The sequence below is a fragment of the Microvirga yunnanensis genome (assembly GCF_025460875.1).
Map to the genome: position 1 here is coordinate 1 of NZ_JAMXFI010000017.1, position 25975 is coordinate 25975.

A 25975-nucleotide genomic window follows, 5' to 3' on the forward strand; every position below is an offset into this window, starting at 1 on the left:
TCTTCGCGATATCAAGGCCGATTGTGACAATCTCAGACATGAGCGTGGATCCTCTCCGGTTCTTCAACATGCCCATTCTGGCATGTCCGACGCTGGTGGAGGGCGCCATCCACGACATCACGTTAACTCGGGTTTGACTGGGGCCGGGTTAGACAGGCCCGCATGACCAAGCCTGTCAGCTACAAACGTCACCGCTTCCCGCCCGAGATCATCGCCCATGCGGTGTGGCTATACTTCCGGTTCCCCTTGAGCCTGCGGCTGGTTGAGGAGATGCTGCTCGAGCGCGGCATCCTCGTCTCCTATGAGACCGTCCGCCGCTGGGCGCTGAAGTTCGGGCCAGATTACGCTCGCCGCCTCAGGCGTAAGAGACCAAACTGTCGCGATATCTGGTATCTCGACGAAGTCGTGGTCACCATTGCCGGCTAGAAACACTGGTTGTGGCGGGCGGTTGATCAGGACGGCTATGTGCTTGATGAAATTGTCCAGAGCCGACGCGACACCACGGCCGCCAAGCGCTTGCTGACCCGCCTGTTGAAGAAACAAGGCGGCCCACCCCGGCGCATGATCACCGACAAGCTCGGCTCGTATGCGGCCGCCCGGCGCCAAGTCATGCCAGACGTCGAGTACCGCTCGCATAAAGGGCTGAGTAACAGAGCGGAGAATTCGCATCTGCCGTTCCGGCGACGAGAGCGGGCGAGGCAGGGCTTTCGATCACCCAGATACCTGCAGCGGTTCGTCAGCGTGTTCTCTGCTGTCCGCAATCTTTTCGTTCCACCCCGCTCCCGCCGCTCTGCCCGTGCGACCTACCTTCACCGCCGCAATGCCATGGCCGATTGGAAAGTCGCAGCGAATGTCGCCTCTTGAAGGCAAAGGTCACACGTTCGAATCGTGTCGGGTGCGCCATCATTGCCCAGGTACATCTCGGATTTCGCTGAGTTTTCGCCATTAGCCCAAGCGTGCAGGGCGGACGGCGAAATCGGTCTAGGTCGCCTAAAAGCGACAAAGTGCGGCGAAAATCATCCAGGTTTTATCCAGGGTAGGCCGGGTACCGATGTTCTTGGCGCTCCTCACTTGCAGAAAAGCCCTGTCCGATTCCCTTTTCGTCGTCGATTTTTCGTTTACGGAAAAACGATTTTTTGCGGTACCGAAAGCTTCCTGTCGGGCCTGTTGCTCTATCCGGGAACGGTTCTGAAGATTTCGGTTGTGCCTTATCAGAGATCGCGCGTCTTCCTATTCCTACGCGCCTAAAGCCGAACTGGCTTCATTCTGAACTTCATCTCCTTTGCCCCAGTCATGCTGGCAGTGCTTCGTGTAAAATCGCCGGGCAGCACAGGAGGGTGACATGGCTCAAGCATCCGGCTTCTTCGGCGCTGATGAGGGAAGAACCATCCGGATCGGCAGTATCGACCTCACCTTCATGAACCCGACCTCAATACAGGGGGATTACAGCATCTGTGTGTCGAGCGGCCCTCCAGGGTCCGGGGCTGGCCTTCACCGCCATCCCTACGACGAGTGGCATGTTGTCATTGAGGGCCGGTTCGAAGGTCAGGTCGGGGACGAGGTTCGCATCCTCGGCCCAGGAGAAGCGATGTTCGCACCTGGGGGCACGATCCATGGGCTTAAGAACCTTGGTCCTGGCGTTGGGCGGCAGATGGGCATCACCTCCCCAGCCGGGGTGTTCGAGGCATTCATCACCGAGATCGTTGACGCCCAAGTGGACAGTGGCAACCCAGCAAAGGCTGGGTCATCCAGCTTTCGAGACATTGCAGCCAAGTACGGCGTCGAGTTTGTTCAAGCGCCAAGTTAGGCCAGGGCTTGATCAATCGTTAGCCTGCCTCAAAGGATTCAGACCCGCATCGAGATCGCTTTAGCACGTTCTTGACTGTACCATCCTGATCGCGAGGATGCTGAACACATCGTGTGCCGACAACAACTCGGTAGACAGGCGCACCCAGAAAGGCAAATAGTCTTATTCGGACAACGATGTAATCGTGTTCAGATGAAGTAGGCTCGAAACCGATCTCGTGTAGGTGATTGCTTGGCGGTAGATATTCCTGTGCGCCGCCGACAAAGTTATAAATATGATCCGCTTGCTCGCGGATTGGTTCTGCCAAGAGTGCGGAAAAGCCCTCAAGGCCAAGCTCTGCGACTGCGTAGGAATGTGCAATCTTCGCAAGGACACGGCTGAGCGCCCAACTGTCCAGCGATGAGGTTCCGAACTCCTTAAGCCCATACTTCCAGCGTAGGACGGCCGTGTCCCGTCTGAAGAAGTGACACCAAGTACCTGTTGGTCTCCCTGCGCTTGCCACGTCACCCGTTAAGGCGGGAGGAGGCCCGAGATGCAGGAGCAGGATAGATATCGGATAATCCTCAATCGCGACCATCACCTTACGGTTCGGTGTTGTGGTTGCATCAAAGAGCGGAAGTGCTTTGGGCCTGTCCTTTGGATTTCGGGTCCTCAAGCCGAGGATTGTTCTACATCCGAGCAACGCTCCCTTCAGAACCAACGAGTCGTCCCGCCCGGTAACACGTTCGCATCTGCGACAACTGGACCTGGGCAAAACAAGTCCGCCATTGAGGCCAAACGGGATGATGTGCTCCTCGGCCAAGTACCGATTGCTGTCCGCTGCATAGCGCTCCGCACCACAGTAAATACACCGATCAACTGGGTCATAGGTCCTGGGAACCATGGATCGAACAAACAACGACAAGTGACACCTAGAACGAGGGAGGCGCTGGGCGCGTCAGGAGGAGATTCGGCAATACTGATACAATGATCCATAGCACTGCACCACAAGCATTAGATGCGAGGCATCCCGAGGGCGAACAAAGTAGTGGCTGGAAGGGCATACATCCTTGAGAACTCCCGGCAAACAGTTGCTGAGGTCTATGAGCTTGCCAGGGTTCGCGCAGCCTTGTGGAATCAGTGGATTAAATTGAATATTTTCTTGCCCCTTAAACTGCTAAGCTTATTGTCATCGACAGCCGCCAGCATTCTGCCCCGGCTCCCGGACTATCGAGTGTCTGCCTTTGGGCAAGCATCGATATGTCTTTCTGACATGCTTATGGCTTGACCATAAGATTGTCTTATTGGTTGACGGCTCCATACGCTTGGAGTCGTGGGTAGCTGGTGGTCACGAATGGAGGCAATGGAATGCGCAGATACGCTGACCTTATACGCCTTGTTCGCGAGATCGTCCTTCTGGGTTGGGCCTGTCACAAGGCTCTCCCTGTTGTGATTGAAATCGTGAACAAGGCCGTCAACTATCACCAGCTATGTTCCAAAATTACAAAGAAAAGTTCAGGCTGGGTGAAAAGTTTATCTTTGTGCCCAACGATGAGTGCACCCGCAAGGGCGAGCGGATTGTTGAGTTTTGCCGGAGTCGCGTAGAACTTCCGGATTGCTTCTACCATTACCGCAGTGGAGGCCACGTAGCGGCCCTCCATCGGCACCTCGACAACCGTTTCTTTTTCCGGATTGATCTCCAGCACTTTTACTACGCGATTTCGCGCAATCGCGCCTGCGAAGCTCTTCACAAGGTTGGATTCGAAAAAGCTCGGACCTACGGCAAGTGGTCGTGCGTCAAGAACCCGCTTCTTGGACCGAGATATGCACTACCCATCGGGTTTGTTCAGTCGCCTGCTCTAGCGAGCCTTGTTCTGATGCGTTCCCCTGTTATGGCGGCAATTAGAAAAGCCGAGGCAGAAGGGGTCTTCATTTCTGTATACCTAGATGACTTTATTGGTTCCTCTACCAACAAGCGCGTCTTGGAGAACAGTTATGCCGAAATGCTGAAAGCATGTGGGATAGCAAATCTAAGCCCGAACCAGCGCAAGCTGATCCAGCCCCAGGAAGAAATCACAGCTTTCAACTGCGTGCTCAAGCACGGACTTGCAGCGGTCACCGAGGATCGCATCAGCCAATTCCTTGGGAGCCACCCAACCGAGCAAGCCGACAAAGCATTCGCCGACTACTGCTTGCGGGTGCAGGAGAAGAACTTCACCTTATAGGATTGGAAACGTTCTGGCTCGGTGATCTACGGCTCTGTTTTGATGAGCACGGCAATTCCAGCGCGGGTCTCGTCATTGCAGACCACTCCAGGTTTTGGTTCGCAGTTACTCTTCGAAGAATCCTGTCGGCCCCTCTTTGAACTTCAGTGCCTTGGTATTGTCCCTGACGATTGATGCGTCACCTTCATCAAAGCCAGACGCCGCCTCCGCCTCAATCTCAAGTGTGAGCTTGATGGATGCTCCTCGTGTGCGCTGAAGCTCAGCAATAACATTCTCGACAACCTTCTGGATGGTCGGAATAGGTCGCTGCGGATCAAGATCAACGACACCTACAAAGCGACGCAGGGCGCGCTTTGGCGAATGACCAAGAGGTGTGCGCGTTGCCGTTTCCCCACCTAATATGCCACCTTCAGGACGATTCGAGACCGTCGCAGTTCTCCCACCATACTCCTGAGATCGAACTGGCTGATCAGCCTCAATCTGGCGCTCCGCTACCGTGCGCCTTACCAGAACTGCGTCTGAGCCAATGTCCACGGGAACGGCTTTGTCTAGTGACAGCCCACGATATCTCCCAGTCGCTTCATTGTACTCCTCCGCGTAACCATAGGGAGCCCCGAGACTGCTCAGGGCAAGGCGTATGGCTTCAGCCAGAACGACATTGTCCTTTAGTTTTGGAAGGTAAACGTAGGATGCGAACCAATCGGCAATACGCTTCACCGGCAAATGTGGCTCATCTTCAGGCCACAGGGGTGCAAGATGGCTGGCGAAGGTCTCCGCCCCAAGCTTTTCCAAGATAACGCCGTCAGCACGGCACTTGTCGTAGGTTGCCGACGCAATGGAGGCGCGTTCACGCGCAGTAACTGGTAGATGAGCAAGCTCGAATGCCGTTCCCGTCGCTGTCGCTTCAGGCTTTAGCGGGTAAAGCACATGTGACCATGCTGCGCGCAAACTCCGCCGAGTACTCTCAGTGAATGACCGCAGTTTTTCCTTGGCGTCCCCCAACTGTGCTTGGGTGAGTCCGCCCGTTAACGTCTCGTCGTTGAGGATAGTCTGCCACGCGATCCGCTGCCGAATGTTCTCGGTGGCTTTACCGAGTTCGACCTCCTCGGCGGCTACGAAAAACAAGGTGTTGCGCCGAATACGTTGCGAGGAACGGCAACGCTGTAGGACTGACGTGGCAATATCAGTTGCTGGAGAAGGTCCAGCGGTACGGCCAGTGTGTGCTGTCGTCGGGCCGAGGATGATCAGGGCGAGGTCCCCTCCATCTTCAACATCATTAGGGTCATCTGGCGCGGCATGTACCCGCGAAAAGCCGCCCCTGCTCCGTGCATCCTCGCGCAGTTCTGCGGCAATAGCAGTATTGACCTCATGCAACGGGATTGACTTCGCCTTCTCATCTGCAATTCGGTTCAAGGTTGGCTGGGTCGCAAACCAATAGCGGCCACCGTCCTCGTAGAGGTAATTGGCTCGTTCCTTCAGTTCGCGTAGCGCATCGCCGAACGTCGGAAGAGGATCGGTTGGCCGGGCGCAGGCAACACGCAGTTGAGCCCCTGTCATTCCGGCATGGGTGGCTCCGGCGTGTGGTGCAGTTGCCATAAAGATGGCACGAGCAGCACGCGTCGCGGCTCGGATTTCCCCAAACCGCCGCTTTGAAGCGTCTACGCGTTGCGCGAGGCTGTTATCACCTTCGATCTCGCTATCCAGTATTGCTGCATAGGCTGGCTGGAGCGGGTGGAGCGCACTAGATCGGAGCCGTTGATCAGAAAGCGGAAGGGAGCCGGGAAGGATCAGTGGTTCATTAGTCTCTGACCGCCACAAAGCGTAAATGACATTCGCCATGAACCTCAGCACGCCGCGCGTCCGCTGGAACTGGGATAATGTTGCCCAGTCTGACGAGAGCATGTCAAAGAGTTCCGGATGTACGGGGTAGCAGACGCGCATCCGCTCTAGGTAAGCGGCTTCTCGACACTCGGCGGGAAAATCGTTCGGGTTCTGTTTATAGAGATCATGAAACCGCTTGACTGTTTTGTCTCTCTCTTTGGCTTCCTCGGGCTGAAGGTCCTGGAACAGGCGGCGTCTGATGATCTCATAGGTCTCCATCCCCTGCGCAGGCAGCCAAGGGGACTGGACGCGGCCGAAGATTGATTGAAGGCGCACAAGAACTTGCTGCCCTGCAACGCCACCCGCCTCCTGGATCGATTCCGGGAGCGAACCAACTAAGAGCGCACCGGGCGATGCCTTTACCGCTTCGGTAAGTGATTGGATGAAAGATAGGAATGCCTCAAATGCGCTGCCCTCCAATTGGCGTCCGTACGCTACTACCTCATCAAGGAGGATGAGAGACGGCCCGGCCTTGGCCAGCACGCTCATGAGCGCTTCGGAGCCAGGATTGGTCCGGGCGTTCTCGGACTCGCGCACGAGTTCAAGTCCAGCATCTCCAGCAAGACGCCACGCAAGATAGCCCCACGGCGTCCGTACGGTCGGCTCGTCGGGACGATTCATCGGCTCGTTCGGTCCCTTGCCAGTGCCCACGAACACGAAGGTTTTGATAGTGGGAAGAGTCTCAATACCGAGTGCATCGAGGAGTTCCGGGATACCTGTCAAGGCACGCGGTTCCTCGGCATTGGCGAGATGCCAAAGCGCTAACATGGTGTGAGTCTTACCGCCGCCAAAGCTGGTTTGGAGCCCAATGATTGGCTCGCCACCTTTTCCCGTCAGTCGCTCTAAGCCGAGCCTCAACACACGTCGCAAGCCTTCAGTAAGATAGGTCTTGGCAAAGAAATCGCGCGGGTTCTGGTAGTCGCCGCGAGCACGGTTCAGATCTACTTGGGTGAGATCAACGGCGAAGTCGGCTTCCTCAAACCGGCTCGCCGAAACATCCGTATGTGGGGCAGCAACCTCGCGCCAAGGCTTGAGTTGCCCAACCGAGGTTTGCTGGGGCACATCAAAACCGAGACTCTCTTGTGGAACGGATGAGGACTTCACGAATGTTGTGGCACCCGCGCCGTCTGGCATTCCCGCCGCAACACGAACCTGTTCTAGGTGCAGGGCCTTCACGGCTGACGCCTCACTTGACCTGACAGCGAGAAGCAACTGATGAATGGCGTCTAGGTAGCGCAGGGCGTCGTCAGAAGGGATGCCCGTGAGCGGTGGATGCGCCCATGCGTTTCGTGCGTCAAACGCGGCGAAGATGAAGGAGCGCGTGTTACGGGGGAGCCGAGCGGAAAATACATCCGACCAGTTGTCCTGTATGGTCTTTAGAAGCGCGTAGGCATCAAGATCTCCGCGTGGGTCGGAGCCGTTAGCTCGGCTCGCGTAGTGCCGCCAGTTCGCCCCGTGCTTGGCTGAGAGGTGCTGTTGAACAAAGGGATGGATTCCTCGCTGAAGATGGAACAGCGCGCTTTGCAGCCTATGAAGCGTCTCCTTCGCCTCAGACATTGAAATCTCTTTCTCTCTTGTGCCGGATCAGTAAGTTAACCGAATAGCGATGGCTGGATAGGCGTCGATCTTGGCAACGCGTCATCTGGGAGATTCGCTGCGAGCGCCTCCAAGTCTGGCCACTCTGCTGCGAGTTCGGCGTAGACCCGAGCCTCGATAACGTCGCCGCGTGCATTTGCAATGTCGTAAAGCCGGTATGCGAGCGAGAGTGCATCTTCGGCCCTGCGGCCCATTGCTTTGATGAGCCCCGCCGCTGCTTGTGATCCACCTTGGTCGAGTGCACGGGCTGTGTGCTGGACACATTCCCAGACGGTGAATGTCTTGTCCGTCGCAGGGGACCAGTTCGCTGGCAAGTCCTCGCGTTTCACCAACCGAACCTTCCCGTGTCCATCATGAAAGACCCCTGCCGAGAATAAATCGTGAAGAGCAACTCCCTTGGCATTAGCGAGTAGTATCGCCTCACCGGAGGTTTTTTCGCTGTAACTATGGGCTTGGAACCAAGCAATAGCGACCTGGGTCGCCGGGTCATAGTTTCCTGCTGGTGTTGGATCAACTTCAAGACGGGCGCGATTGATGAGAGCCAAGGCTGTCTTAACACTCATCACACTATCATCTTCCTCCAACACTTTGACGTATCGGGTGAAAACGCCCATGCCGGGTCCGATCACAGCTTGCTCAAAATCGACTGGCCCTACGCGAGCAGCGATTATTTCCTTCATCGCCATTGGAAGTTCGCGGCGAAGTTCTCGAAGGAACTCCGCGCGCGTAGCAACGGCGGCTTTTTCTGGTCGCTTTCGGCAGACTAGGACGATGGACGATGCAAGTGCATTAGCATCCCGCCCAATCATCCTGTTGGCGAGTTCAGTTCGCACTGGCCATGTCCCATCCACAACTAGACCCGCATCTACCACTGCTTGCAGGAAAGAAGCCCAACCGGCAGATGTGAGTCCCTCCTCAGCCAACTCAGACTGCTTAAAGGCATAGTAAATTACCAGCGGCTCTCCATCTGTGGCGGCCTTGCGCATAGCAGCTAAGGCATCGCTCATGCCTTTCATGAAAAATGCTTCTGCCTCAGCGCGACCACCGTGTAAGTATGCGGTCGCAACAAGCTCTCCTTCTTTTGGTGTAGTAAGCCGCCGGAATAGATCCGGCCAAACATTAATGAGTGCTTTCCGGTGCCAAGCGTAGAAAAAGTCCGAGAGTATCGAGTAAGCTATATTATCATAGTACGGAGGGTCAGTGGAAATAACAATCGGCCTGACTGGATAGTTGTTGCGAGTTGCATCAAGTTGCTTGATTGAACCGGTGCCCTTCGCTGGTGCGCTGCCGATAGCTTTAATTAGACTTTCCAAGCTGGTTAGAAAGTCACCCGCTGCACTGTTAAACAGGTTGTTCTCGGCAAAGTCCCAAACCATGCCCATGCCTTGGCGACTGAAAAGATTTCGAACTTGCGTTTTCGAAGCCTCCCAGCGGCACAACGCGTTCTGTATGTCGCTCAGTCGCCCTACGCCGAGCCCGAGATACGTTGCGACGGCATCTGCATAGCTGGGCGCGTCTTCGCCAAGGCGAATGCCGTCTTCAAGAACTCGATTTCTGGCTTCCGCTACAAGCTCGGCGTAAGTCGTGAGGGCTACAACCTGTCTCGATGTGAATAGGTCGCCCCATGTGCTGAGCCCGTAAGCAGAGCACACTCCTCCAGTGATCATTGCGCGCGTCGGAGTTTCCCCTGCCAGGAAGTCCGACCGGGCATCACTTGCGTACTTCGAAAGTTCTTGCTCCGTTATCCCGTGATCGTCGTATCGGTCTGGATCAAGAAAGCCTCTCTTGCCGTTCTGCTCGAAGACTACACACAGCAACCGCGTTCCAAGGCGACCTGACTTACCTTCGCTCTGGATGTAAGTGCGTTCAATTGGAGCGCCGGTCAGGATACAGTTAAAGGCTTGACCTTTTGCAGACTTCGTCCCGAGTTCAAGCTTTGTTTGATGTATCTTTTCGAGGCTTCCAGTCCGCACCTCAAAACGATAGCCATCCTGTACAGATGGATCAATGATTGGCTCTATCCACGCTTTCTTACCTTCCTTCGTGGAGAGCACCCAAGAGGAGACCAGTGGGACCATCGCTCCTTTTGCGGCCGGATCAGGAGAGCGAACCGTGCGCGCCCAAATCCAAGCGATCACTGTGGCCTTTGACCCGTTCGGCAACGTAGCTTGCGGATACAGGTGACCGATGCGTCGCTCAGCCTCGTCCCGCATCCAGTGTCCATACCAGCGGACATCCTCTGCAAGGCCCTGAGCGCCCTTCCAAGTCTTACCTACAAGCCGTTGATCACTTTGCGCATCTGGGTTTACGGGGGCGCATCCAGCGAACTTCGGTGGGATCTCGACCAGCGCCTTCCCAATAAGGACAGCCACTGGGTTGAGGTCTGAGCCATACGCGCGGAGCCCAAGTCGCTGTGCCTCCAAGGGAATGGAGGCACCTCCTGAGAACGGGTCGTAAACTGGCGGGGCCTTAGCCTGAAGGTAATCGAGGATGGCAGAAGCATCATCCTGCGGCGGCGGCTCCTCGCCAAGCCCCCAGGCCACTGAGCGAGCGATCTCCCAGCGCGCAGCGTTCAGGACCGCCTCATTGTTCGTTGCTTCCCAAGGCACGATGGCTTCAATGATGCGGTGCAACCGCCTTCTCTCGGCGTCACGCGCTTCCACTGTCGGGAATCGGTCTGGCCAAGCAGAAGGATCGTCAACGAGTTGGGCAAATAGGATGGCCCTACACGCGGCAAGCGGTCGCCGTGCCCACCAGAGATGAAGGGTTGAAGGGTGACCATGACGGATCGATTTCTCTTTTGCAGAGGCCGCGTTGATGGCTTCTAGCGGAATTGAGACTTCGATGAGTTTCTTACGGGCAGGAGAGGACGAGAGAGACGACATGCAGGGCCTGAGTTAAAAGGCGATGTTGTACGGTAATTTCAGTAACGGATCGTGAACTTTGGCAGAGGTGTAGGCAACCGATCCGATCCTATGTTGCCCGTTAAGTGCGCGGGGAGGCGTCATGAGGGAGGAGCCCCTATTGCCAGTAAGTCGTCCAGCTTGAACACCACTGCAATCTCATTGAAGCCGGGCTCTCTCTCAAACGGTGCACGAATGTAAATAGGCTCTTGGACGACGGTGCCGTCTACGCGGACGATGGCGAGCACCCAGGCATCTGGTTCGTTGAGACCGGTCAGGATTTCGTTACGGGTGATTATAACGTGATCGGCATCAGGGTGACGCCCCTTCACCTCAATAAAGATGAGGTGGCCCGAAACTGGATCGCGGCTCTCAATATCGTAACCGCACTTCAGATTGGACACGTCGCGCGGCAAGCGTCCCAACCGGCGCTCTGCCGCCATCACCTCTTCCATCGCCGCTCGTTCGACGCGTGACCGGGCTTCTGCCACCGAGATAGGATCATTGCCGAACGGAGGCCGACCCGGCTGCGACGATTGGATGTGTTTCAATAGTCCTATGGGGACGACTAGCGCACCACCACGCACCAGCGGAGGAAGCGCTGTAATCTGGCGCTCGCGATCAAGTTCAGCTTTGCGTCGTTCAAGCCGATCTGCCAGCATTTGTGCGGTGGCCTCAGCATTCACCGCGTTAAGGCGCTGTTCCTTACCCGCTCGCTCTTCCTCCCTGAGCCGAGCCGCACGCGAGTCCCAATAGGTGATCTCGCGGGTGAGGCGCGCGACTACCTCCCGCTCCACCTTTTCAATCTCAGCAAGCCGCCGCTCACGCACCTCTCGGAGGTGGGCTGGTACAATGTGTTGGATGGCAAATCCAAATGCCTGTCGCTCAAGATCACCTGATAACCAGGATGCCTGAAGAGCAGAGCCGATTGTAGCTCGCTCCTCGTTGGTGATCGGTCGGTAGTCCAGGTAGGGAGCAGGACCGCCATCGCGTGCTGTCCCATCTTCGCCTAGTGCTACGAACTGAAGGCGCTGCGAAATTACACGTGGCTCGCCACCTTGGACTGTACGCCCGTCGCGGATAGCATGCTCAAGATAGAACATGACGCGGCATACGTTGCTCTCGTCCGTCTCGTCAACGAGGACAGCACCTTGCTTCATTACGGAGCCAAACCGCTCCAGAACGAGATCGACGGTTGCATCAAGTAGCGGATGGCCAGGGGCGATTAGGGATGCCGGGGGAGGGCCGATGATATACGATTTATCAAATGTAATCCGCTCGTATCGCTCCAGAACAGGATCACTTCTGCCGATCAAACGGTCTCTATCCCGCAACGATGGAGGTACTCGGCTGATCTCGTAACGCCCGGTCTCCCGACGTGCCATGCGCCCTCCGAGCCGCTCGAAGGCCGCCTCGAAGAATGAGCGAATGTAGCGCGGTTGCAGTCGCCTCGCGGCAGCACGCTCCATTTCGTCCCGGATATGACCGACGTTGCGTGGGTCGAGACCCTCGCTGGTGAGCTTTCGTGCTTCCACCAACCGGTTGATAGTTTCTGTATCAACCGCATTATCAACGGCTTGGAACATACGCTGGCGAACGGTTGGATCTTGGCCATAACGGATTGCTTCAACGAGCAGATCACGCAGGGCCTGTCCCTCAAAGAGTTGCCCAAGTACGTCATAGACGCGTCCACCTAATGCCTTGCGTGCGTCCTCAATCTTCTCAAGGAGCCGCCGATATACTTCACCCTCGCGAGTGTTGGCTGCGCACAAGTTCCATAGATGACAGACCTCCGTCTGGCCGATCCGGTGAATGCGCCCAAATCGCTGCTCCAGTCGATTTGGGTTCCATGGTAGGTCATAATTGACCATTAGGTGAGCGCCACGCTGGAGGTTCACACCCTCCCCAGCGGCATCATTGGCTATAAGGACGCGTACTACAGGATCGTCATTGAACGCAGCAATCGCGGCCTTCCGCGCCTCGCGTGCCACTCCACCATGTATGACTGCCACGGCTTCAGGCTTGCCGAGCCGAACCCGTATATTATCGGCGAGGTATTCCAGTGTGTCCTTTGGCTCCGTAAAGATCAGGAGCTTGCGTCGTGAACCCGTCTCTGGATCAAACATCAGCGGGTGTTCCAGGATCGAGACAAGTTCACGCCATTTGGTGTCCTGTCTGGATTGGCGAACTGCAAGCGCTTGGGTCTCAAGCGCTCTTAAAGTAGCTATCTCAGCCTCAAGTTCAGCGATAGTTTGAGCGCTCGTTGCTTGATCGGCGATGCGATCTTCAGTTTCTTCAGCCTCGTCTCCTGGAACTTCATCTATTTCGTCAGGATCGTAGGATGGGACTTGAGGGGAAGATATTCTTAGTCGGGCTCCTGCATCGGCTCCCGCGCGAATAAGATGCTCTTCTCGAAGCCGGGTTTCAAGACGCTCGCGTCGCCGCTGAAGTGACCGGTGAATTGCGGCTGGAGAAGATGCAAGGCGACGCTGAAGGATTTGAAGTGCAAAGCCGACATTCACGCGTCGCTTGTCATCGCCGAACCGGTCTGCACGGTCCATCTCTGTCCGAACGTATGTCGTGACCCCCTCGTAAAGCGCCTGCTCCGCCTGCGATAGTTCGTAGGTTGCCGTATAGGCTCTGCGTTCTGGGAACAACGGTGTGCCGTCAAACCGATAAAGTTCCTCTTTTGTCAGGCGGCGCATCATGTCGGAGGTATCCACTTTGTGGACCCCTTCCCGGAAGCGACCTTCAAAACGATCTGCGTCGAGCAAGCCCATGAACAACTGAAAGTCGGCTTCCTTGCCATTGTGCGGCGTTGCTGACATGAGCAGGAGATTGCGAGCACGCTGCCCGAGGAGTTTGCCAAGCTTGTAGCGTTGTGTCTCCTTCACCTCGCCCCCGAAGTAGGAGGCAGCCATGCGATGAGCTTCATCACAAATAATGATGTCCCAGTCGGGGGCGGCCCCAATGCGCGCTTTGATGTCTTCTGAACGCGCAGCCATGTCTAAGCGGACGATGAGGCGACCCTTCTCAGCGAAGGGGTTACCTGTCACTGAAGCTTCAATCTGGTCGCGCGTGAGGATATCGAACTTGAGGCCAAACTTCTCATCGAGTTCATCCTGCCACTGCTCGACGAGAGAGCCGGGGGCGACGATTAGGCATCGTTCAAGATCGCCTCGGATGAGTAGTTCCTTCATGAGCAGCCCGGCCATCACCGTCTTCCCAGCGCCGGGATCGTCCGCAAGTAAGAACCGGAGAGGCTGGCGTGGCAGCATCTCTGCATAAACCGCCGTGATCTGGTGCGGGAGTGCTTCTATGCGGGATGCGTGCACCGCCATGTAAGGATCAAACAGATGAGCGAGCCTGATCCGCATGGCTTCGGATGCAAGCCGAAGGAGATGGCCGTCGCCGTCAAAGCTGAATGCGCGACCACCAGCAATCGTTTCAAACTCAGGCTCTTCTGAGCGAAAGATGAGCCGCTGCCCTACGCGACCGTCAACACGGTAAACGACCTCCAGCGTATCTGAACCGAACCAAGAGACGCTAATGATATCTGCGACGCCAGATGGATCGAGACCCCTTATCCGACTGCCCGGCTTAATACGCTCCAACTCAACCACTGATATACCATCACCTTCGACCGGGCCTTGTTTCGTCAGCAGCCCATTAGAATCAGGCACATCAGCAGGCTTCGTGGCAAGGGGCACACCAATTCTTTGAACAATATCGAGTGGCTAACCATAACGCTGCTCTCGGCTGAGGCGGATCTTGTCCGAGGCTGGTCTGCGCCACGGGGCGTTTGCTGCCGTTAGTGTGGAGCAACAATTTAGCGCGAACCAATTTTTGTTGAACTAATCTGCATTTATATATTAAACTAAAACTGGTAGAACGAAAGTAAGTATAAGTATATTGGCAAATACACACCTGTAAAAACTGGTTTTGTCAATAGTGTAATGGCATAAGTATCCGGAATATATTGCTTGACCATCTGAGAACATATCGTGACCATCCCGACAAGCGATCAGGATCGCAAGTGCTTTGAAGCATCGGGAGGCGTGAATGATGTCTTCATCAGAAATTATGAATCAGAATCACAATACATACCTGACAGAGTCAGGGTTTGAGGCATTCGGATGCTTTTGCCTATACGTTCCAGCGCACCATTATAAACAGATTATGCCAATCCGAGTTGGTTATACAACTGAGGCGGAACAACTGCTTCAGCACTTCGAGCTTTCTCGCGTCGAGCAGCCGCATCAACTTGTTCATGGACACGGCAAGGCTGCCATTGATGTTCGTTCAGCGGAGCAGCGACTCTGTGAATTGATTGTCTGTGCAGTTCTCGAAGATGATCTCGATATGGCTATGGCAGCGGCCACTGCATACCGGTTTCTGAAGGATCGCAGCTTTTTCATTCTTCGGGCGAACATAACCGGTCAGTTGGTTCAGACCTCTGTCACTCCCGTCTACCCGGAAGGATTTGCGTCGTATTTCGAACGCGAAAAGGCGCTGCGCACAATTGCCGGGATGCTGAAGCCGTTCATGACCAATCCGGAGGCGTTTCAATAATGCCTCGCAGACCTCGTCAGACTCATGCCCTCGGCGATTTGGCAGTGCTGGAGCGAGCACTGGCAGCATTCGTCGATGGCCTAATAACTGTCGCCAATTCAGGAACTGGCGGCCTTTACGACATCCCTGCGGCTGCGCGGAGGCTCAAGTGTTCGCGTGATCACCTCCTCGGTCTCGTTCATGACGGGGAGATCGAATACATAGACCTTGCGCGGCGTGGCTCGAAACACCGCGAGATTCGCTTCACGGCTGCTCAGTTGGACGCCTACGCTTCTAAGAGAACACGTCGAAACGTGAGCAATCCTATTCCGACAAGCGCACAAGCCTCAAGGCCGTCCCAAAAAACCGTCGAACCCGTCAGTGCTGCATCGTTCGCGGAGCGCTTCCGCGCCAAACACGGAGCGTGATCACATGACACTTTATAGGCCGCCTGGGACAAATATCTGGACCTACCGCTTCTTCTTCAAAGGGCAAAGATTCCAAGGTAGTACGGGTGAAACCGACAAGCGCAAAGCTGAGCGGATCGAGCGCGCTGCAAAGATAGAGGTGCAGAAGCAAGCGCTTGCGACTCCGCATCAGCAAGCAGGCGCTGGTATGACTGTTTTGCATGCTGTTTCCAAGTATTTGGAGCGTCAGCGTTCGAACGGCAATATCAACCTACGGGATCTCGGCACCGAGGAAAAAGAGTTTGAGCGGATCGTTGACTGGATTGGCCCTGACACTCTGATGAGTAATGTCACATTGGAAACCATGCGTATGATCGTGGAGAGGCGGAAACTTCAGCCAAGACTTAATGGGAAGGGTGAACCGGTCTTAAAGTGGAACCCGGAAACGCGCTCAATGGAACCAGTGAAACTCTCTGGCGCTACTATCAACCGCTACACGTGGTCTCTCTTTCGCCGCGTCTACATGATGGCACGTGATGAATGGCAAGTGCCGGTGACCCCAATCAAGTGGTCGCTTCTTGCGCAAAGGGAGGCTGGTCCGCGCACCCGCGAGATTAAGTTAGAAGAAGAGGCCAAGATAAGGGAGCATTGCCGCGAAGATTACGGCGCGTGCTTCATGTTCGCGCTTTTGGCCGGTCTGCGCCTCTCAAACTTCGCGACATTGACTTGGCAGCAGATCGATCTCGGCAACCGTGAGATCAAAGTGGTGCAGAAGGGTGGTCGTGAACACGTCATCAAGATTGATGACGAGATGCTGGAAATCCTACTGAATGAACGAGGTAAGCACCCAGTTTACGTATTCACCTTTGTGTGCAGGAAGACATGGACTAACCCAAAGAATGGGCTGCGCTATGTTGCTGGGAAACGCTATCCCCTTACCAAATGGGGCTTCGCTACTTGGTTCCATCGCACCAGAACAAAACTGGGATTTGACATCCGTATTCACGACTGTCGTCGGACCTCCGGTGGGCGGTTGCTCCGGGGCACGGGAAACTTAAGGGCCGTACAGCAACATCTCGGTCATGCAAACATCGCCATAACGGCAAAGCATTACTCCCATGTCCCTCCTGCTGACATGTTGGAGCTTCAAAACAGGGCTAACGAAGCCTCTAAGCGCCGCCGTGAGAAATTGGAGGAACTGGTGGCAAAATCCAACTTGGAAGCTGACGCTCCGAATGTCCAGGTTCCTGTCCAGGTTAGCCCTACAAGGAAGGATAAGCTCTTGAAACAGATAGCTAAATTATCTCAGCGCAAGACCATGGCAAGGAGAAGGTCGAAGCCTGAATAAGTTTTCAGGTGACATCTCAGTGGCACGGGAGAGCAGACGGTCCGGATAGTTCGTCGGCCAAATTATTCGTGGAAATCCAATGCACCTAGTGTCCAGATTATCGTCCAGGGTATCCAACCGGATGCGCTAACATACTGTTTGAAAAGCCGTTTTTCCTGTAGAATCTAGCCCTCCGAAACTGTCATGCGGCCAAATCTGCCTCAGTGCGCCCGGGGTTGGTTAACGTGACAACACCAGCCGCCGCTAATCCGTTGGCGTCCCAAGCCGGACGCGAGATCCTGGCGGCAGGCGGAAGCGCAGTTGACGCAGCCATTGCGATCCAATTCGTTCTGAACCTCGTGGAGCCTCAGAACTCCGGTATCAGCGGCGGTGCGTTCATCGTGCACTGGGACGGTTCCAATGTCGTGACCCTGGATGGGCGTGAAGTGGCGCCGGCTGCGGCCAAGCCAGACCGTTTCCTCGGGCCTGACGGCAAGCCGATGCCCTTCTACGATGCCGTGGTAGGCGGCCGGTCCGTTGGAGTCGCGGGCACGCTGCGCCTCCTGGAGGCAGCGCACAAACGCTGGGGCAAACTCCCGTGGCCACAGTTGATCGCCCCGGCCATCCGCTTGGCGGACGAGGGGTTTGCGATCTCCCCGTATCTCAACGGCATTGTCACCCAGGACAAGTACCTCCAGAACGACCCTATCGCTCGGGCCTACTTCTACGGCGAGGATGGAAAGCCAAAGCCCGTCAGCACAATCCTGAAGAACCCCGCCTTCGCGCGCACCCTGCGGGAAATCGCCGACAAAGGCGCCGATGCGTTCTACACCGGCGAGATCGCGGCCGACGTTGTCGCGACCGTGACGCGCCACACCACAAATCCTGGGGACATGACCATCAATGATCTCAAGGGCTACAAGGTCGAGGAGCGGGCGCCGGTCTGCGGACCGTATAGGACGTACCAGATATGCGGCATGGGCCCCCCGAGTTCCGGCGGCGTCGCCGTCCTCCAGATGCTGAGCACCCTTGAGACCCAGGATATGGCATCCATGAAGCTTGGTCCCGATGCAGTGCACTGGGTGTCCGAGGCCGGCCGCCTCGCGTTTGCAGACCGAGCCCTCTACCTCGGCGATCTGAACTTCGTGAGCGTGCCGGTGCGTGGCCTGACTGACCCCGGATACCTGAAGAGCCGTGCTGGGCTGGTGAGCCCGGACAAGTCCATGGGCCGGGCCAAGGCCGGCGATCCGCCGTTCCAGAAGACCGAGTTCCGCTTCGCGCCCTCGGACGGGATCGAGTTCGGCACGAGCCATATCTCTGTCGTGGATCAGGATGGCAAAGCCGTTGCGATGACGACCACGATCGAGGATGGCCTCGGTGCTCGCATCATGACGCGCAGCGGCTTCCTGCTCAACAACGAACTCACCGACTTCAACTTCGCCCCCGAGGAGGATGGCAAACCGGTTGCGAACCGAGTTGATGCGGGTAAGCGCCCTCGTAGCTCCATGGCGCCGACGCTCGTGTTTGACGCCAACAACAAGCTCTACGCGGTGGTGGGCTCGCCCGGCGGCAGCCAGATCATCACCTACGTGACCAAGACCCTTGTCGCTCTTCTCGACTGGAAGCTCGACCCACAGGTTGCCGTGGACCTGCCAAACTTCGGCAGCCGCAATGGGCCGACCGAGATCGAGGCCGGCACAGAAGCGGAGGCCTGGAAGTCAGCTCTTGAGGCCAGGGGGCATCAGGTGAAGGCGGTCAGCATGAACTCCGGCATCCAAGCCATCGTGGTGGGCCAGAATGGCCTCACAGGAGGAGCGGACAGTCGCCGTGAGGGTGTGGCGATCGGCAACTGAATGAACTCGACGGCTTTGCACCTTCATCCCGATCACTCTCGTGGATTGGGGTGGAGGTGCAACACGCGCTCATCCAGAAATCATGGGTCTCGCACAAGCATGCAGATCCAATTCTTTCGAGTGTTTAAAGGGCGCAAATGTCGGGGTGAACCCCCGATCTGAAGAACCCCTCTCCATCCGGGAGATGGTTGCTACTTCATCCATCGGTGCAAGCTTGCTACCGAGCGGCGCGGCGATCTGCCGGGCATCGGCATCGGGTCAAGCAGTGAAGTCCATTCACTTTTCGGAATGTCTGGTCATGTGAAGATTGCTGCCCTCCGGCTAGCGTCGCAGGTGTGCTACATTCAGACATTCTGCAAGGCTGACGACGGCGACTACGGAACGGTATTGGGCATGTCACATACCGACATCTACATCGATCGTGAACAACGCAATTCTCCATGCATCAGCTCGGAGGCTCTGTCGCGACGGTGGGCAAGGCTGCCGCCTCCTGCTGCACTAAGCCTCCAAGGCTTCTCTCGCTCGTGGATGACCTTGCGAGGACGGCCGACGCATCGCAGGTGATCTGGCGCGGGTCCCGATCACCCAGCGGACGGATCTGAAGGGCAGGTTTCGGACGTGGTGCACGGCCGGTATCCGACCGGCCTGCCGTGCGATCAAAGGTGCAATCCTCACTCGCAACACTCTTTTTAGCCCACTTTTCCATCAGGGTCACAAAGGCTTTAGTCTCCTTCTCAATGAAGCTCCGCTGCCGCTTGACCAACTCGTATCCGATCTTGCCGCGCCGGCCCGGAGCCGCACCACCCTTTCTAATGAGTTCATCCAATGACGCTTCGTTGCGCTCAGCCGCAGCCGAGGCACTCCGCTCCAGGCTCAGCACGAAGTTGCGCCCCAGGTTTTCGAGACTCGCCATAAAGGTGCGGAAGCGAATCCAGCGGTGATTGGTGAATCCAATCGTCATGTCCAGCCGGGACCCCGTTTGCGGGTCGGTCAGGGCGAACGGATCGAACCGTGCGGCGATCAACTCGCCGGCCAGAGCACCGCGCCGGGCGAGGTCCGAGATCGTCGCCTCGGGCATGTTCAGGTTCAGGCCTCCCTCGTGGGCCCGCAGGGCCACATGGACGATCCGCTCCCGGTAGCCCGGCAGACGCATCTGCTCATTGTCGCCCCAGCCACGGGCCGTGTCGAACACGGCCCAGAAGAACTTAATCAGGACGCTCAGGCCCCCTGCTCCATCGAGATTGTTGAAGCGCACACCGCCAACATGGTTGCTCAATGGCATCCAAATAAAGCCCCAGTTCTCCTGATCCGTGTTCCTGTCGAGGGGGGCAGAGCGTGTGAGATTGTCCGCAGAGAAGGGAGGTGGCGTTGCCTCGCCCTGCTGAGCCATTTCTGATGTTTGTCCGTCAGCCGTCTCGTCCACGATATCGTCATCGCGCGACGAAACCCGTTCAAGAGAGGCATCATACGGGACGAGATTGATGCAGAAGGTCGGGCGACTCGGAACCGGCGCATCGAAGAAGTGGATCGGGAAGTTGGAGGTGATGCCGCCATCCGAGAACCAGACCGGCTCCAAGTGTTGGACGCCCCCTTCGGAGTAGTGTTTTACGGCGTAGAGCTTCACGGCGGAGATCAAGAAGGGAAAGCTGAGCGAAAGGCGAGCCCCGAACAGGATCGGAAGGTTCTCAGGTTCGGGAAGAAGGTACAGATCAGGAGGGCATGAAGCATCATCGCCCATACGAATGCCGAGGCTGTCGGCCTTGCGGGTGCACATGAAGGTCACGACGCTTTCCGGCAGGAGCATCGCAAGCTCACTCTTTCGGAAGTAGAGCGGCCCCTCGAGGAAGGGCAGGCGTGCCGACCAGCCCCGGGTCAGATCCGATGCCATGAGCACGAGATCAATGTCGCGTGCCCGTTGACGGATTGCATCTCCGTCTGTGTTCTCGTTGAGATCGACAGCACGCTGGCCCGGCTTGCACTCCGAGGCCCTCCAGAGATCTCCAAAGGTCAGAGGATGCTCGTCGTCCCCGATCCCGGCAGCGTCCTGGATTGTCTGGTGCATCCAGGCTGAGAGACCTGGGATGGGTCTTCCCCCCTCGGTTTGGACATCCGGAGCAGCCGCCGTGGTGGAGCAGATGCCGAAATAATTCGTCTTGAGCCGCGCCGCTGTCTCGGGCAGCCAATGCCAGAGCCGGTAGACGGCGAGGCCAAGGCTTGCGAGAACTCCTATGCCCAGCGAGCCTGCGATGAGGACGAGGACCGTCGCTGGTGTAAACGGGATGCCCGCCCAGGCGAACAGCGCGATCAGAGCCATGAGGCTTCCAAACCAGAAGATCGGAAGCCGCAGGAGATCCACAGCCAACCGGACGGCACGGCCGATTTTGGCCTTGGCGGAGCCTGAACCGTCCAGAACTCCAATTAGGTCCGTCACAAGTTTGAATACGGGACGCGTGTCCGGGTCCGGTGTGAACAGATGGAACAGGGCGGAGCGCCCACTCGAGGTCTTGGTCCCAAGCCAAGCTGGAATTGGGCTGACGATGTCCGGAAAGGCTGTTGCATTCCGCCCGCTCCACCGGCCGAACTCCGCTGCGGCACTGACAGTGGCCGCAATAGCCCCAGCCGAGGTGCCACCGAGGGAGCGAAGCCGGTATCGTTTCGCGATCGCTGAGATGGCCCCTGGATAGATGATGCCACTGGTAATGCCGCCCCGCATAACGACATCGGCTTCAAGAGCAGGGTTCTGGTTTTCCATTCGGTCCTCGCCTGTTCAGAGGCAACGGTCGAAGTATTCGAGGGAGTGTGACCTGCGGCAAGGGGTCTTGCGTATGGCCTTGAAAGCCGAAGCCGCGCCAGGGCTCGAATGCAACGATCTAACCGTGAGTTCGGCACACTGGAGCACACGGCTAAAACGGAAATGAAGGTCTGCTTCTCGCCTCCTAACCGGACCAAAGCTTTTCTTCCGGTGAGTGCCGGTAAGGCTGATAAAATCATAGATGTGGCTGAGGCGATCAACACTTAGCATAGCCCAGCAAATTAGGCCCAACATTCAGTATGTTGAGCAGGCAAAAAGCGGCGCGTGCCGACTTTGTCAACAGTATCCGTCAAATCCTGAACTTCAGTTAGGCCGTGGTGACAGGACTGTTGGGACAGGCAAATCGATAGCTACGCAGCGCCACCTTCCTAATACCTCAGGATAAGGAACTGACAGCCCAGGTGAGAATTTCTTGAAGCGGTACTCATGATGCCGTGGCCCATCATCTGCAGGGCGCTTTGGTAGACAGACATGCTGTGGGTCATTCTTCTCCTTGGTGCCGCCGGACTGGGAGGCGGCTACGCGGCCGAACGGGCGAGCATTCCCAAGCTCCAGTATCGTCCGGGCACCCCCAATGAGATCGTCGAAACCTGCCGACAGGCGGCCATCACGGCGGGGCGCACCCATGCAAGCGAAGTGGGCGCGGAGTTGATCCGGGTTGATGCGACCAGCGCCGGTGAATTGCGGCGCACCCGTAGCGGCCAGCGGGCACCGGTGGAGGTGGGGATCGTCTACTCGCGGTCAAGCGGACGCGAAGCCCGCCAGGGTATCGTCGAATGCCGTGTAGACCGCCACGGGCAGGCGACTATTGCGGATCTTGCAGGCGCAGCACGCTAGGCAGTTCCTGGCTTCGGGCAACCGGCGCCCCCTGACGCGGTGCCGGCTCCGACGACCTGATGGCTGAGCGTGGCGTGGGGCTCGCCCGCACGAACTGTTGCTGCGCACGCGCCGTGCTCGCCCTCGGAACCGATCCAGTCGCTGCCGGTGCCGCTGGGCGCACACTCTGGCGACGAACCGCAGATGATGCTGCGGCCGCAGCACGGTGCTGCGGCTGGGCTTTGGTCTCTGCGCTCATCCCAGAGGTAGCAGGTTTGGCACTGGCAGCCTCCTGCTTCAGCCGTACGAGTTCAGCCTCGGCGGCATCACGGGCCTTGACAGCTTCGTCCCGTTCGGCACGCGCAGTGGCCGCTTCCGCCCGGGTCCTCACGAGTTCCTCGAACAGGTTGGTTCGCACGCGATCAAGCCGGGCGATCTCGTCCTCGGGTGACGCGGCGGCCGCGAATATGTCGGCGAGGCCAAGCCCAACAGCGGTCACTAGTGCGAAGGTGGTTGAGCGCAAAGTTCTGACGGTCTGCGGACGTGACATTGGAGGCCCTCCCAATGGTGTCTGTCACGGCACAGGCGTGACGAGGGGCGATCCTGCTCTCCTCATCTGGCCTCAGGTAGACCTGCAGAAGAGCTAACCCTTGTGGGCAGGTTCTCTTTGGCCCCATCCCAGTGAGACGGACAATGCATGGCCAGCGCCAGCGCCAATTTCGGAGGGTTTTCTTGTGGCCTGCTTCGACACCCGCCGAGAGTCAGTCATCATGGGCTTGTCCTGAAAGCTTGAGCAGGTGAGTGACAAGGCCTACGCTATCAACGTCACGTTATGTGCATCATAACTGATACTCCCTCTCGCCTGTGAATCAGCATCGAAGCTGACCCCCGAGCCGACTGCAACCAAGTGCAGGACGTTGCTGCAAATTCGTAGCGGCGGTGGGGGGGGGGGGGGGGGGGGGGGGGGGGCCGGCCCCGAACCAGATGGGTGGGGGAGACCAAAAAGTGGGGGGGGGAGGGGCTACCCGAGCGCCCCCGCTCGCCCCCCCGCCGAATTCCATTTTGCGTCGCTAAGCCAAGGTGTTGCGCTTCCTTCGCGAGCGGGCAACCTTCGGTGCCGGGTCACATCATGCCTTTCCTTCCAGCCAGCGCAGGAATCGCCCATAGGAGACCGGAGCCAAGCGCTCAATCATTGCTATCAGCTTGGCGTCAGAGCCCACCAGCACCCGTGCTTGGCGCCGTTCAATGCCTCTGACGATGACCTCTCCCGCCTTCTCGGGCGGCAGCCGCAAGTGCCGGCTGAAGTCTTCGCGCCCCCGTGCTGCCTCCTCGGCAGAGATGGCTGCAGCAACCCGGGCGTTCCTGGCAATGGAAGTGGCGACCCCGCCTGGATGGACCACCGTGACTCCAACCGGAGTCCCAGCAAGCTCAAACCGCAGTACATTCGATAAGCCGCGCACGGCAAACTTGCTTGCGACATAGGCACTGTGGCCGGGTGGCGCGATGATGCCGAAGATGCTTGACAGGTTGACGATCCTGGCATCATCGCTTGCCTTCAGCAACGGCAGGAAAGCTCGGGTCAGACGCACCACGCCCCAGAAGTTGATCTCGAACAGCCACTCGAAGTCTTCCTCGCTCAGCTGCTCGAACGCGCCGCCAAGAGCCACTCCGGCGTTGTTGATGAGGAGATCAAGGCTTGGATGGAGCGCCTGAACGGCTCCTGGAAACGCCGCGACCGCAGCACGATCTGCTACGTCAAGATGGTGCTGACTCACGCGCATCCCAGGCTTGGTCACCAAAGCACCTGTTTCAACAAGCCCAGTGTCATTGATATCGACCAGGGCCAGATGACAGCCGCGCTGCGCCAGAGAAACGGCGATGGCCCGGCCGATGCCGCCTGCTGCTCCCGTCACGACCGCTGTTCTGCCCTTCAGTTGCATCCGATGAGCCATACCGCTGCTCCAGATCCTAGGAGTTCCGGTGTCGGGCGTCCGATCGCCCGAACTCCATCGTGCCGTCTGCAAGTCTGCCGAAGCTCAGGGCTGCCATGTCGAGAGCGTAGTTCTGATACAACCGCCAAGGCTTGCGTAATCCCTGCTTCGGCAGAAGTGAGGCCGCTCGTTGGATGTAGCCGGAGGTCAGAGTGATCGCAGGCTCTTCAGCAAGACCGTCCTGCCGGCGTGGCACGCACCAGGCATAGCCGTAGGCGTCCATGTAGTTGAGCAGGCGGCAGATATACGCTGAGGTGAGTTCACATTTCAGCGTCCAGGACGCATTGGTATAGCCAATGGCGCAGGCCAGATTCGGTACGTTACTGAACATCATACCCTTGTAGAGCAGGGTCTCGGACAGATCGACCGGGATGCCATCGACAGCAATTTGGATGCCCCCGAGTAATTTGACCTTAAGACCAGTGGCGGTGACGATGATGTCCGCCTTGAGCTCTTCTCCCGAACGAAGTCGCAAACCGGTTTCGGTGAAGGTCTCGATCTCGTCCGTGACAACCGATACTCTGCCCAAGCGGATAGCTTGGAACAGATCGGCGTCTGGAATCAGACACAGGCGCTGGTCCCAAGGATTGTAGGTGGGGGTAAAATGCTTGGCCACATCGTAGTCTGGACCGAGTTCCGTCTGCACAGCCTGCAGGATCTGCCGCTTGGTGCGCTCGGGCGAGAGACGTGCAAGATTGTAGAAGAACATCCCGATGAGCACGTTCTTCCAGCGTGCGAGCCGATGGGCCAGGTTTGCCGGCAGCCACTGGTGGAGCCCGTTGGCGATGGCGTCCTGCGCCGGGAGCGCGACGATGTAAGTTGGCGACCGCTGCAGCATGGTCACGTGGCTGGCCTTTGCGGCCATGGCCGGAGCCAGTGTCACGGCCGTTGCGCCGCTGCCGATGATGACAACCCGACGGCCCTCGTAGTCGAGAGGCTCCGGCCAGTGCTGCGGATGCACCATCTTGCCCTGGAAGCGATCCATGCCTGGCCATCCCGGTAAATAGCCCCCGTCGTAATCGTAGTAGCCGCTGCAGACATAGAGGAAACCGCAGGTGTACCGGATCGGCTTCTCGTCTGGTCCGACCTGCGCCTCGACCGTCCATTGTGCATCCGCGCAGGACCACTCGGCGCGCGTGACGCGATGAGCGAAGCGGATCTTTTGATCGATCCCCCAGTTTGTGGCGGTGTCACGGATGTAGCGAAGGATCGATGGGCCCTCTGTAATCGATTTCTCTTGCCGCCAAGGACGGAAGCTGTAGCCCAGGGTGTACATGTCGGAATCTGAGCGCACCCCGGGATAGCGGAACAGGTCCCAAGTTCCGCCAATTTCATCCCGAGCCTCCAGGATGTTAAAGGTTTTAGTCGGGCAGCGTGTCTGCAGATAGTGCGCAGCGCCAATGCCAGATAGTCCGGCCCCGACGATGATCACATCGCGGTGCTCGTGCTGGCGCTCAAGTGTGTCTGGCCCTGGTACCATCGGCTTTCTGGCCTGGTAGATGGCTCTATCGAGACGGCATTTGCTTCCTACTCTAAGAGCGATGAGATACTGCCTTCCAAACTACCACAAAGGGAGCACGCCAAGGTGTTCATCATGGCTGGAACACCATCTGCCACTTTGGCTCACCCGGCAGGAAGGAGGTTGCTCGGCCCCTCACCCAATCCTCGTGGCCAACCATGTAATAGGGCCAGACCTCGAAGTGGCGGGCCGCCGCCCGGCAGAGATGGCCCGCCTCGACAAAGGCCGCAAGCCGCACGCGCAGATCCAAGGAGAAGCTCTGGGTTATGATCACCTCCTGTTCTCGAAAGAGAAGCACACTTTAGCCC

At 57.5% G+C, this 25975-nt stretch carries 14 protein-coding genes and 1 pseudogene; 8 read left to right on the forward strand and 7 right to left on the reverse strand.

Translation table 11 applies throughout. The features are described 5' to 3' along the window. The first annotated feature begins 162 nt into the window (after positions 1 to 162). The 3 genes and pseudogenes from NF876_RS10940 (at position 163) to NF876_RS10950 (ending at position 4011) form a co-directional block, all read left to right on the forward strand. Positions 163 to 864 (forward strand): annotated as a pseudogene (locus tag NF876_RS10940) (IS6 family transposase). Positions 865 to 1342: 478 nt separating this feature from the next. Next, on the forward strand, positions 1343 to 1807 hold the full coding sequence (locus NF876_RS10945; protein ID WP_262268832.1) for a cupin domain-containing protein: 465 nt from the start codon (positions 1343 to 1345) through the stop codon (positions 1805 to 1807). A gap of 1469 nt (positions 1808 to 3276) precedes the next feature. Next, positions 3277 to 4011 (forward strand): reverse transcriptase domain-containing protein, encoded by a 735-nt coding sequence (locus NF876_RS10950; protein WP_262268833.1) that lies wholly within the window; start codon positions 3277 to 3279, stop codon positions 4009 to 4011. A 105-nt stretch (positions 4012 to 4116) separates the two neighbouring features. Here the strand turns inward: NF876_RS10950 and NF876_RS10955 are convergent, their stop codons facing one another. The 3 genes from NF876_RS10955 to NF876_RS10965 form a co-directional block, all read right to left on the reverse strand. Next, the gene (locus NF876_RS10955) at positions 4117 to 7449 is read right to left on the reverse strand and encodes a DUF499 family protein (RefSeq protein ID WP_262268834.1); all 3333 of its coding nucleotides are present in this window, start codon (positions 7447 to 7449) and stop codon (positions 4117 to 4119) included. A gap of 35 nt (positions 7450 to 7484) precedes the next feature. Continuing rightward, the gene (locus tag NF876_RS10960) at positions 7485 to 10373 is read right to left on the reverse strand and encodes a DUF1156 domain-containing protein (RefSeq protein WP_262268835.1); all 2889 of its coding nucleotides are present in this window, start codon (positions 10371 to 10373) and stop codon (positions 7485 to 7487) included. Between the two features lie 119 nt (positions 10374 to 10492). Further along, complete coding sequence (locus tag NF876_RS10965; RefSeq protein ID WP_315975023.1) at positions 10493 to 14101, reverse strand: helicase-related protein; 3609 nt, start codon at positions 14099 to 14101, stop codon at positions 10493 to 10495. Between the two features lie 352 nt (positions 14102 to 14453). On the opposite strand from NF876_RS10965, the gene NF876_RS10970 reads away from it, so the two are divergent. From NF876_RS10970 to ggt, 4 genes are all read left to right on the forward strand, one after another. Further along, complete coding sequence (locus NF876_RS10970; RefSeq protein WP_262268836.1) at positions 14454 to 14963, forward strand: hypothetical protein; 510 nt, start codon at positions 14454 to 14456, stop codon at positions 14961 to 14963. Further along, positions 14963 to 15370, forward strand: coding sequence for a helix-turn-helix domain-containing protein (locus tag NF876_RS43425; protein ID WP_373696644.1), 408 nt, complete (start codon positions 14963 to 14965; stop codon positions 15368 to 15370). The genes NF876_RS10970 and NF876_RS43425 overlap by 1 nt, the downstream gene beginning before the upstream one ends. Before the next feature lie 4 nt (positions 15371 to 15374). Then, the gene (locus NF876_RS10975; protein WP_262268837.1) at positions 15375 to 16697 is read left to right on the forward strand and encodes a tyrosine-type recombinase/integrase; all 1323 of its coding nucleotides are present in this window, start codon (positions 15375 to 15377) and stop codon (positions 16695 to 16697) included. Between the two features lie 224 nt (positions 16698 to 16921). Next, on the forward strand, positions 16922 to 18529 hold the full coding sequence (gene ggt / locus NF876_RS10980; RefSeq protein ID WP_262268838.1) for a gamma-glutamyltransferase: 1608 nt from the start codon (positions 16922 to 16924) through the stop codon (positions 18527 to 18529). A 445-nt stretch (positions 18530 to 18974) separates the two neighbouring features. On the opposite strand, the gene NF876_RS10985 is transcribed toward ggt, so the two are convergent. After that, positions 18975 to 21281: a patatin-like phospholipase domain-containing protein gene (locus tag NF876_RS10985; RefSeq protein ID WP_262268839.1), complete on the reverse strand. Its 2307-nt coding sequence runs from the start codon at positions 21279 to 21281 to the stop codon at positions 18975 to 18977. Between the two features lie 531 nt (positions 21282 to 21812). On the opposite strand from NF876_RS10985, the gene NF876_RS10990 reads away from it, so the two are divergent. After that, entirely contained in the window at positions 21813 to 22178 is a 366-nt protein-coding gene (locus NF876_RS10990) for a hypothetical protein (protein ID WP_262268840.1), read from the forward strand. A gap of 1106 nt (positions 22179 to 23284) precedes the next feature. On the opposite strand, the gene NF876_RS10995 is transcribed toward NF876_RS10990, so the two are convergent. From NF876_RS10995 to NF876_RS11005, 3 genes are all read right to left on the reverse strand, one after another. Beyond that, the gene (locus NF876_RS10995; RefSeq protein ID WP_262268841.1) at positions 23285 to 24109 is read right to left on the reverse strand and encodes an SDR family NAD(P)-dependent oxidoreductase; all 825 of its coding nucleotides are present in this window, start codon (positions 24107 to 24109) and stop codon (positions 23285 to 23287) included. 16 nt (positions 24110 to 24125) lie between these two features. Beyond that, positions 24126 to 25628, reverse strand: coding sequence for a flavin-containing monooxygenase (locus NF876_RS11000; RefSeq protein WP_262268842.1), 1503 nt, complete (start codon positions 25626 to 25628; stop codon positions 24126 to 24128). Positions 25629 to 25740: 112 nt separating this feature from the next. Next, positions 25741 to 25941: a hypothetical protein gene (locus tag NF876_RS11005; protein ID WP_262268843.1), complete on the reverse strand. Its 201-nt coding sequence runs from the start codon at positions 25939 to 25941 to the stop codon at positions 25741 to 25743. Positions 25942 to 25975: the final 34 nt, after the last annotated feature.